The 9,900-nt window shown below is 38.1% G+C and carries 9 protein-coding genes and 1 pseudogene; 3 read left to right on the forward strand and 7 right to left on the reverse strand.

Annotated elements, in window-relative coordinates; genetic code table 11:
* The 3 genes and pseudogenes from D0T84_RS23370 to D0T84_RS19830 all read left to right on the forward strand — a co-directional run.
* Window positions 1-97: pseudogene (locus D0T84_RS23370) on the forward strand (hypothetical protein); the annotation flags it as partial.
* A 502-nt stretch (window positions 98-599) separates the two neighbouring features.
* The gene (locus D0T84_RS19825) at window positions 600-746 is read left to right on the forward strand and encodes a hypothetical protein (RefSeq protein WP_163309586.1); all 147 of its coding nucleotides are present in this window, start codon (window positions 600-602) and stop codon (window positions 744-746) included.
* Window positions 747-1,279: 533 nt separating this feature from the next.
* On the forward strand, window positions 1,280-2,134 hold the full coding sequence (locus D0T84_RS19830) for a neutral zinc metallopeptidase (RefSeq protein ID WP_163309587.1): 855 nt from the start codon (window positions 1,280-1,282) through the stop codon (window positions 2,132-2,134).
* A gap of 72 nt (window positions 2,135-2,206) precedes the next feature.
* Here D0T84_RS19830 and D0T84_RS19835 read toward each other — a convergent pair whose 3' ends face one another.
* From D0T84_RS19835 to D0T84_RS19865, 7 genes are all read right to left on the reverse strand, one after another.
* A complete protein-coding gene (locus tag D0T84_RS19835; RefSeq protein WP_163309588.1) occupies window positions 2,207-3,025 on the reverse strand; it encodes a hypothetical protein in 819 nt (272 codons plus the stop codon).
* 29 nt (window positions 3,026-3,054) lie between these two features.
* Window positions 3,055-3,720, reverse strand: coding sequence for a hypothetical protein (locus D0T84_RS19840; RefSeq protein WP_163309585.1), 666 nt, complete (start codon window positions 3,718-3,720; stop codon window positions 3,055-3,057).
* Between the two features lie 34 nt (window positions 3,721-3,754).
* Complete coding sequence (locus D0T84_RS19845) at window positions 3,755-4,435, reverse strand: porin family protein (protein WP_163309589.1); 681 nt, start codon at window positions 4,433-4,435, stop codon at window positions 3,755-3,757.
* Window positions 4,436-4,488: 53 nt separating this feature from the next.
* Complete coding sequence (locus D0T84_RS19850) at window positions 4,489-5,463, reverse strand: DUF4249 domain-containing protein (protein WP_163309590.1); 975 nt, start codon at window positions 5,461-5,463, stop codon at window positions 4,489-4,491.
* 2 nt (window positions 5,464-5,465) lie between these two features.
* A complete protein-coding gene (locus tag D0T84_RS19855; protein WP_163309591.1) occupies window positions 5,466-8,006 on the reverse strand; it encodes a TonB-dependent receptor in 2,541 nt (846 codons plus the stop codon).
* A gap of 54 nt (window positions 8,007-8,060) precedes the next feature.
* Complete coding sequence (locus tag D0T84_RS19860; RefSeq protein ID WP_163309592.1) at window positions 8,061-9,035, reverse strand: FecR family protein; 975 nt, start codon at window positions 9,033-9,035, stop codon at window positions 8,061-8,063.
* A gap of 64 nt (window positions 9,036-9,099) precedes the next feature.
* Complete coding sequence (locus tag D0T84_RS19865) at window positions 9,100-9,675, reverse strand: RNA polymerase sigma-70 factor (protein ID WP_163309593.1); 576 nt, start codon at window positions 9,673-9,675, stop codon at window positions 9,100-9,102.
* Window positions 9,676-9,900: the final 225 nt, after the last annotated feature.

Here is a 9,900-nt window from a genome sequence, read left to right on the forward strand (position 1 = left end):
AAAAAGCGGAGGAAGTTTAGACGCAGGGCAGCAATAGAACCGGTTAACGCACATCTCAAATCAGACTTCAGAATGCATGAAAATTATCTCTGTGGGGAGAGGTATGTCCAAATCAATGCTCTTCTAAGTGCCACAGCCTGGAATCTCAAGAAATGGATGAAGAATCTCATTTCTTGGCTATATAATAAATGCTGCCAACCAAATGCAAATAGTTTTCTACTGATGAAAATGCTGGCGAAATGAAAACTATTTGGAAACTTTTATATTCGTAAGGAGAGACTAATTATTAGATTCAGAGTTAAAGTTAATCAGTTTTTCCAAGAAGATAAAATTAAAGAGTTTGTTTCACACATTCTGTTATTTTTTATTTTTAAAATTATCTTATATAGAGTTCTTTGACATAAAAGTCGTCTAGACTTTTCACTTTTGGAAATATTTTGAAATGAATACTTTCTTTGTCATTTTGAACGAAGTGAAAAATCTCTTGAGAAATGAGATGATTCCTATCGTCAGCATGACAAAACGAAAGAAGAATAAAAGTCTGGATAACTTCATAAAGGTTACAATTGAATATATGAATAACCACTTTTGCACAGTACATGACAAAAAACAATATAAAACCTGTAACAGCCTGCTATACTGCCCTTACAGGGCGAAATTCAGATGGATGGATTTATTCTACCCAAGGCGTTGCCATTGGGCTATATTATGTAGCCCCTTCAGGACGTTTTGATAAAACAGGCTGAAAGCCTAACATAATTCAGCCCAGGGTAACACCTAGTCATGTTCGGAAGATTTTTTCGCCACGAAGTGGCTGGTTAATTCAGCCCAAGGTGAAGCCTTGGGTAAAAGTGGAAATCTCCACTACAGCGCGCTGAAAGCGCAGGCTAAATTAACTTGGGCTTTCAGCCCGCAAAATTCTCAGAATCAATTCGAACCCAAGGCTTCACCTTGAGCTGAATTAAAACGGGCTTTCAGCCCTTACAGACAAGATTTTTATTATGTTAAAAATCTTCCGAACATGACTGGGTAACACCCTGAGGGAGTGATAGCCAAAGAAACTGCGCCCTGTAAGGGCAATATAATAAATCCTTTAAATGTATGTAAAATATTTTTTGTCATGTACTATGCACATTTGGCTCCGCTTCGCTCTGCCGATTTTCAATTGTCACTTTTTTACAGGAAAATAAATTGACGAGATAACGATATAAATAATATCTTTTTTATATGTTTGCATATCTTATAATCAGATTAAAAAAGTAATTTAAATACACGATACATGAGACTAGATGGTAGAAGGGAAAGTGATAATGTGGAAGATCGCAGGGGAAAGGGATCTTCGGGAAAAATATCTTTAGGTATAGGTGGAACTATTATCGTAGGTATAATAATATGGTTTATGGGAGGTAATCCTATCGACTTTGTTACCCAGCAGGCTGCGAATGGAATTACCAATAATCAGACCTATACTCCTACAGCAGAGGAAGAGGCAGCAGCTCTTTTTGCAAAGAAAATCTTAGCCGGAACCGAAGATGTCTGGACTGAGATTTTCAAAAAAAGTAATATGACATACGTACCCCCTAAAATGGTTTTATTTAGTCAGGCAACCCAATCCGGATGCGGAAGCGCTTCATCTTCGACAGGTCCGTTCTATTGCCCTGCAGACCAGACTGTTTATATCGACTTATCATTCTTCAACCAGATGAAAACCCAGTTGAACGCAGGAGGAGATTTTGCTTATGCTTATGTTATCGCCCACGAAGTGGGACATCATGTGCAATACCTGCTTGGCACACTTGGAAAGGTGCAGCAACAGCAGCAACGGCTGAGCGAAAAAGAAAGTAACCAACTGAATGTGAGGCTGGAACTACAGGCCGATTTTTATGCCGGCATCTGGGCATATTATGATAAGAAGAACTTCGACTCCATTGACGATAAAGACATCGATGACGGCCTGAACGCCGCTTCACAAATTGGAGACGATCGCCTGCAAATGCAGTCGCAAGGATATACTGTTCCGGATGCTTTCAATCATGGAACATCTGCCCAGCGTTCGCGATGGCTAAAAAAAGGACTCCAAACAGGGAATGTCTCCGATGGAGATACATTCAGTGTGCCATATACACAGTTGTAATTTAACGGAGCTCTCTAAAAAATATCAATACCCTCTCCTGTTGGGGATACAGGAGAAGGGTATTGCAAGGAATTACCAGTAATAGGAATTCCAGTCTTCTGTTATACCGTTAAAAGTAATCTTATAATTAGGCAGTGAGTTTTCGATATATACCTCAGCCGTTATTTTATCTTTATCATCAGCATTGATATCCAGTTCTCCTCCCCTGAGGCCAATAGATATAGGCGAAATATAATAAAACAGGGATTCGTAATAAAACAGCGGAGACGTGACTTTATATGTAAATACAGGATTACCTGTTATCTTTCCGTTTCCGGACTCAACTACATAATCGTACAGGTTGGATGATTTTATATCCGCATTATTCCCCTTTATGTATAATTCGTTTGTATGTTTCTCATTCTCATTGGAATAATCCCACGAATTAAGATTTATCATATCAGTTGATTTCAGCATCCACTCTTTTTCCCCTACAGTTTCTACCCGGAAGTTACCATTGACAACTTCTTTTTCCTGATAACTGTCTTTGAATATGATACGGGCTGTCCATACCGCGCCGGCTTCATTTATAGACTTTCCGTTGTGCGTGAATATGAATTCGGCGCCATTCGATTTCAATGTCCAGACATTTTCTACGGAAGTTACCTTATATTCATCCAGATAGTAGTTCCTGATTCCCTCTTTCAGGTCCTCATCAGCTTCCCCATAGTAATTAACTCGTGCCATTATCTCCAGGATGGATATTCCATCGGTAATGAACCCATTGGTTGTTTCAAATGCTATCATACCTTGTATTGTTTTTCGATTACTATCGCCTCCCTCTTCTACTTCGCATGCCGTGAAGCATATAAGTATGGCAGATATAAATATTTTATATATATAATTTCTCATAATGCTTATTTTCTATTCATTCCTTAATATTAAAAACGATACCCGATTCCTCCGACAAATGTGCCTGTACGACCTCCCAGATTCACTTCTCCGAATCCAAAAATAGTTTTCCCAACCGAGAAGCCTATAGGGGTGACTTGGATATTTTGTTCAAAGGCTGTGTCATTAAAGAGATAGGAATTTGCATTGGCCACTGTGTTCACTTTTTGCCGGGTTACATTAAAGTACAGGCTCACTCCTACCCCCGAATAAAACCGGAACCAGTCTTTAGCAATCCATGCACACCGCACAGATGGAGTAAAAGCTAGATTATATTCTTTAAAATGACCGATTTTACGATCGTCAGACCGCTGGTAATAATTGGTATTGAATCCATTATAGGATATTGTACTACCAAAGGAGAAACGAGTGTTTGGCAAATGATAAAAGTAACTCAAACCGAATACTCCGGCCGTTTTGGTTGACCCGGAATATGTTGCGGCTCCGTAATAATCTCTGGTGCCACTGTAGTGCCCATAATACCCATAGTAGCTATAGTACCCGTAATACCCATAGTACCCATAATAGCCATCGTCATTCACAGAGCCTATAGATAAGCGCAGCTCATGTTTTTTGTCTTTGAAAAAATCTTTTCGTTGAGCCGATGCTGTGCAAAACACACACAGCAAAGCCACTGATAGACATAATATCCTCATTTTTAATTATATTTATTATAATAAAATCATTTTTCTAAAATCTATAACCTAATGTCAGACCAGCATTTTGATTACGATACTTAAAACCATCGATAGCAGCAATATTAAGCAGTCCATGTTCGTATCCCAGTCCGACAACTATTTTACCAAATTCAGCACTGACATTCAACCCTAAACCAAAATCGAATCTGTTTAATTGCTCTGAGGCGTCATCTCCATTACCAAATGTATCGAATTTAAGTTCGGTACTCCCGTCTGAAAATATAGCATCATGCAATTTTCGCTTTGACTTGCCCCCTACTCCGTATGCCATATAAGGTCCGGCACCAATTACAATACCCAAATTATCAGATACATTGATCCTGTACGCGGCATATACTGGCAATTGTATATATAGTTGATTGAATGTATATGTTTCGCCCCGGCCATCGCCTCCGTCAACTTTTCCGGCCAAAAAATCATCTATTTTCGCACCTTTGGTTGTAAATGAGAGCCCCGACTGTATTAACCAATCCCGGGTAAGACTATAATCAACAGTAACACCTACCTGATAACCTACTTTAAGCTTGGGATCGGCATCTTTGTTGTCGATAATTGCATTGGATATATTAACTCCTGCTTTTACTCCAAGCCTGAAAGGAGAATCCTGGGCTGAAATACTTAGTCCATTCAAAAAGATAAGTATCAATAAAAGCATTCCGCTGTTTCTTTTCATAAAATAGTGATTGTTTGATTAATAATTCTGTAATTTATTTATAAATTGCGCGCTTATTTTTCTAAGTGAAAGACAGTTGCCTCGTTACAGGCTCCCAATATTCCCAATCCCCCCTCGATATTGTTATAGATAACTACCGGTTCATTATATCCGCCACTGCTTATATAATCGTTTCGCTGTACTGAAAAATAGTAATTATATAAGTCTTCGGTAATAGACTGTATCTTGACTGTTACGTATCCTTTATCCCGTTCATCGCCTAGTGTGATATATGAATAATCGATATAAAATGTCAGGGTATATTCATCATTCTCAAATAGTTTATCGGGAAAAATTGATAGGTAATTTTCAGGGAATTTTACTATATCAAAGTTTGAAATGATATTTGGCGGCATACCATTTGTTAATATAGGGTCGTTTGTATAATATTGCGAAGTATAAAAACTATCGTACCAGTTGTGCCAACCAGACCAGCTATAAAGAGTGATTCCAATATCTACTAGCAACCGGTAATAATTCGTTTCTATAGGATAGTCCTTCATTTTTATTTTAAATTGGAGGAAATTACCTTTTGTCTCGCCAAAAGATTTGTAAACCTTTGCTGTATCCACTGATATGATAGAAGGAGGAGCCGGCAAAGTTGTTTTTGCCTTGAGCTCTCCATCCTTCTGATTCACTTTCAACTCTATATTATCATTCGCGTTAAGTCTGTCCGGAAATATATAAGCACTGTCTACCTTACTGTACTTCAGCTGAAATGATTCTCCATTTAAAGTCATCTGCATATCCGCATCTTCTACATATTCGAATTCTGAATCTTCCCAGCGCCAAAATGTATTTGAATCTTTGAATGCACTACGACTCTTGGTTAGATAAAAATAAGTGGAATCCCTTTCAGCAAATAGCAGGCTATTCAATACCAGTTGCGGTTTGATTGTAATAATATCAATATCCACCTCTCTCTCATACTGGCAGGAAGACACTACTATTATCAAAATAAATGCTACTATTGCTATATATGGTTTCATATTTATTTGAATTTATAAGTATATGATATAGAGGGGACGATTCCCAAAAAGTTATATTCATATACAACCTGTTTGCTCTCCTCCTTCTTACTGTAGCCCGGCATAGCCATGTACGAGTTCTGCCTGTTATAGACATTATAAATACTGAATGTCCACATTTTGTTAGAAGAATAATAGTATTTCATATCGAAGTCGAGATGATGTGTCGGCGACAGCCGGTAATTGTTCCTTTGTTCAACATAAGGAACAGATACGGGGTTATACCAATATTGGTTTAAACCCATACCGGGTAATGCCTGATATTCCTCCAAGGCTAATGTGACATTATTTCCGGTGGCATACATCCATGATGCGGAAATGTCAACTTTAGGATTGAGCTTAAACGTTCCGGTAATACTGAAATCGTGCCTGCGGTCATATTTAGCAGGGAAGCGTTTGCCCCAGTTTATAGTCTTAAATTGCCTGTCGTTCCACGACAATGTATATCCGAGCCATCCTGTAAACCGGCCTATACTTTTCTGAGCGAAGAGTTCAACTCCATATCCCCAGCCTTTTCCTGATTCTACCTGATTTTCCCATGAGGCAAAAGCATCTTTCCATGATGAACCGTCTTTATATTCTAACACATTATTCATCCTTTTATAGAATCCTTCGACTGAGAAATTGTATCCGGTCCTGGTATCTACAAATATGCCTGCTGTAACCTGATGAGACGACATCGGCCTTAGGTTCCGGGTTATAGGTACCCAAAGATCGGTAGGCTGGCTGGTTGCGTTTGATGTCAATAAATTCACATACTGGTTCATTTTGGTGTATGAGGTTTTCAATGCCAGTTTATCATTCATTTTGTATCCCAGAGATATACGGGGCTGCAACGATTTGTATGTCTTACCATCTGTATCTATCAGAGAAAAGTGTAATCCCAGATTGGCTTTCAATTTTTCTGTTATCGAAAAGTCGTCTTCTGCATACAGCGACATTTCACGCCCTCTGGCTATATTGAGTAAATAATAGTTAGTTTTATCATTATAATCTTCATTTTCAGACTCCATTATATGATTACCTTGTACTTCCGGGCTGAACTTATGAAAGATAACTCCTCCTCCAAAGCGGATATAATGATTATTGTTAGGGGTATATTCAAGGTCTGTACTCAATTGCCAGTCGCGAATACCTGAATATTGAAAGTTCTTGGCAATACTATTAAACTCCTCCGTACGGGTTTCATATCTTGAATAAAAATCGAACTTATATTTATTAAAAGCAGCGGTAGCATTCATAAACAGCTTATTATTAAAAATATAATTCCAACGTAGCGAAGCGATTGTATTCCCCCATTTATATTCAAACCTTGTTGCGTCATATTTTTCTTTATTCGGATCGTTACTTTTGGCACGGGTATTCAAGGCATCCCTTCCCTCGTAATAACTTAAATATAACCGGCTGCGATCCGAAAAGCGATGGTTTACCTTCGCATTGATATCGTAAATGTAAACGACAGGGACGTTTTCGTCTGAAAAACTACGGGCGATCCTTAAAAACGCATCTATATAAGAGCGTCTGGCAGAAAAGCTAAAAGATGTTTTACCTTTTATAATAGGGCCTTCTACATTCAAGCGTGCAGCAAGAAGTCCTAACGTAGCGCTGGCATGGTAATTTTGCATATCTCCATCCTTGAACCGTATATCGATAACAGAAGACAGGCGTCCCCCGAATCGTGCAGGAAAACTACCTTTATGCAGAGATACCTTTTTTACGGCATCCCCGTTAAATATAGAGAACAATCCATATACATGCCCGGTGTTATATACAGGTACACCATCTATCAGAATCAGATTCTGGTCGGGTCCCCCACCCCGCACATATATACCGGCAGAACCTTCTACACCGGACTGTATTCCGGGTATAAACTGCAAAGATTTTAAGACATCACTCTCGGCAAAAGATGCAGGCATCGATTTTATGTCCGTTCCTGATAATTCGACAGAACCACTTGAAGGAGAGAATGATTTCGTATTCATTACGACTATATCTTTGAGGTGGACTGTAGAAACAAATAAGGGGAAATTTATTATCGTATCTTTCTTTATACTTACTTTTTTAGATAATGGCGAGTATCCAATGTATGAGGCCTGTAACTCAATTGAGCCGGGAGGAACCTGAATCGTATAATAGCCATACGAGTTTGCAAAACTTCCGCTTCCGGTACTCACATCAGCTACCGGAGCGCCAATCAGCGTTTCCTGCGATTTTCTGTCAGTTACATAGCCCGATATAGTTATATATTGGGGAGCATATAATACAATATGCTTCTGGGATATTTTCCACAAAATACCTGTTTTGTCGAACACCTTATTCAGGCATTCTTCCAAAGTAGAATTTTGAATATTAATATCCTTCACCTGTTTCATATCGATAGCTTCTGTATACACAAAAGAATAATTGCATTGTTGTTCTATCTGTTTTATTACTTCCTGTAGAGACGCATTCATTTGTATGGAGATCGTTTGCTTATTCTGGGCATAAGCTACTCCTATATACATGCATAATACAAAATGTAAGATAAGTTTAAGACGATTGTTCATGCCGGGCAAGGCTTATTTAGATGTAATTAAGTAAATATTACCTTGTTTCTGAAAACTAAAATTAGCGGATTCTCCTAATAAGTTCAGTATATTTTCAACTGATTTATTCTCTTTTACGTCAAAACGTATAGTGACACGTAGTTCTTTTAGTTCCTGATTGGTTATATTAAACTCCGTATTATATTCCCTGGCCAACGTTTTGAAAACACTTTCCAACGGTTCGCCATTGAACGTAAATATCCCTTTTTGCCAATCTATCTTTCCATCAATACCGGCTGATTGTACGATATCGATTTTGTTTCCTTTTTTTTCAAAAACTGCCTGCTGGCCTGGCTCAAGTTGCTTGGTATATCCATTATCCAAATTAACAGACACAATACCTTCAAATAAACTGGTCGTGACGGATTCCTGGTCTTCATAGGCTTCAATATTAAATTTTGTACCTAAAACTTTTATATTCAGATTGTTCACTTTGACGACAAATGTCTTTTCCTTATTTTTTGCCACATCAAAATAGCCTTCTCCCTGCAATTCTACGTCCCGTGTATCTCCGTTCATTTTTGGGGGATAAGATAATTTCGACAAGCTGTTAAGTATGACAAGGGAGCCATCGGGCAATACGACTTCCTTCCTTTCTCCATAAGATGTGGATACGGAAATGAGTTGAGCCGGAGATGATACGTATTTGTAAACAAAAGTGGATATTACGGCTATAACTATCAGGGCGGCTACATATTTTACATATTTCGTGTAAACACCTGTATACCTTCTGGTTTGTCCTTGTTCTGTTAATCTTTGTTCTATTGTCTTATAAGTTTCATCCGCCGAATATTTATCAGGAATGAGAAAAGGGTGTTTTGCTGATTGAAAATATTCATAATCTCTCCCTTGGAAATCTTCATCTATCAGTCCTTGTTCTTCTTCAGACAAAAACTGAGTATTCAGATATTTTTCTCGTGCTGTTTGTACGTTATTTCTGTATTTCATTTATTATTGTTTCATTGCTTACAATAATAAAGAGACATGAAATAAAAAATATCCCTATCCGTTATTAGAAAAAAATTGAAAAAAGATTTTCTTTCAACTGTCCATAGAGTAGTTTTGTAGCTTTATTCATTTGGTTATCAACCGTTTTTATTGATATCCCGAGCATTTCTGCCACTTCGGAATATTTTTTCCTTTCTTCCCTTACCAAACGGAAAACTTCGGCGCACCGGGGAGGCAAATTATTTAAGGCTGTCCTATATTTATTCTGAAGTTCTTCATCCATCATACTAAAGTCGGTAGTATCGCTATACCGGTATTCAGCATCGGGTAGATATTCTGTTATCTGTATAAGTTTTTCTTTCGTATTTCGTTCTACATAGCGGGCAGTAGCATGTTTGAGGGCTATAAAAAGATAAGAATCGGGTTCTGATACCTTATCCAATACTTTTCGTCCTTGCCATAGTGCTACGAATACATCGGCTACAACTTCTTGTGCATTATCGGGATTACCGTTCAAATAATACAAAGCCTGACGAAACAGACGCATATAATAATGATTATATAGCTGACGAAAAGAGTCAGGACAATCATATTGTGCAATTTCTTTAAGATAAGCCAATATATTCTCATTTTCACACATAGTACAACAAAGATAATAAAAGATACAATAACAATACTGTCCTAAATAAAAATAGCATTTCCAAATGCCGGCTTGCAAATATGTTCAGGCGATGGTTCAGCTATATTCTGGAAAAAGGACCCCCTGCCGATATTCGGGAGCTGGTTCAGGAGGTTCAAGGAATGGATTGTCGAGCCAGTACTGCAAATCTATCTTTACGTACAGATTGAGCCTGATGAAAGCAAC

The sequence above is a fragment of the Dysgonomonas sp. 521 genome, assembly GCF_010501055.1.
Taxonomy (GTDB): Bacteria; Bacteroidota; Bacteroidia; order Bacteroidales; family Dysgonomonadaceae; genus Dysgonomonas.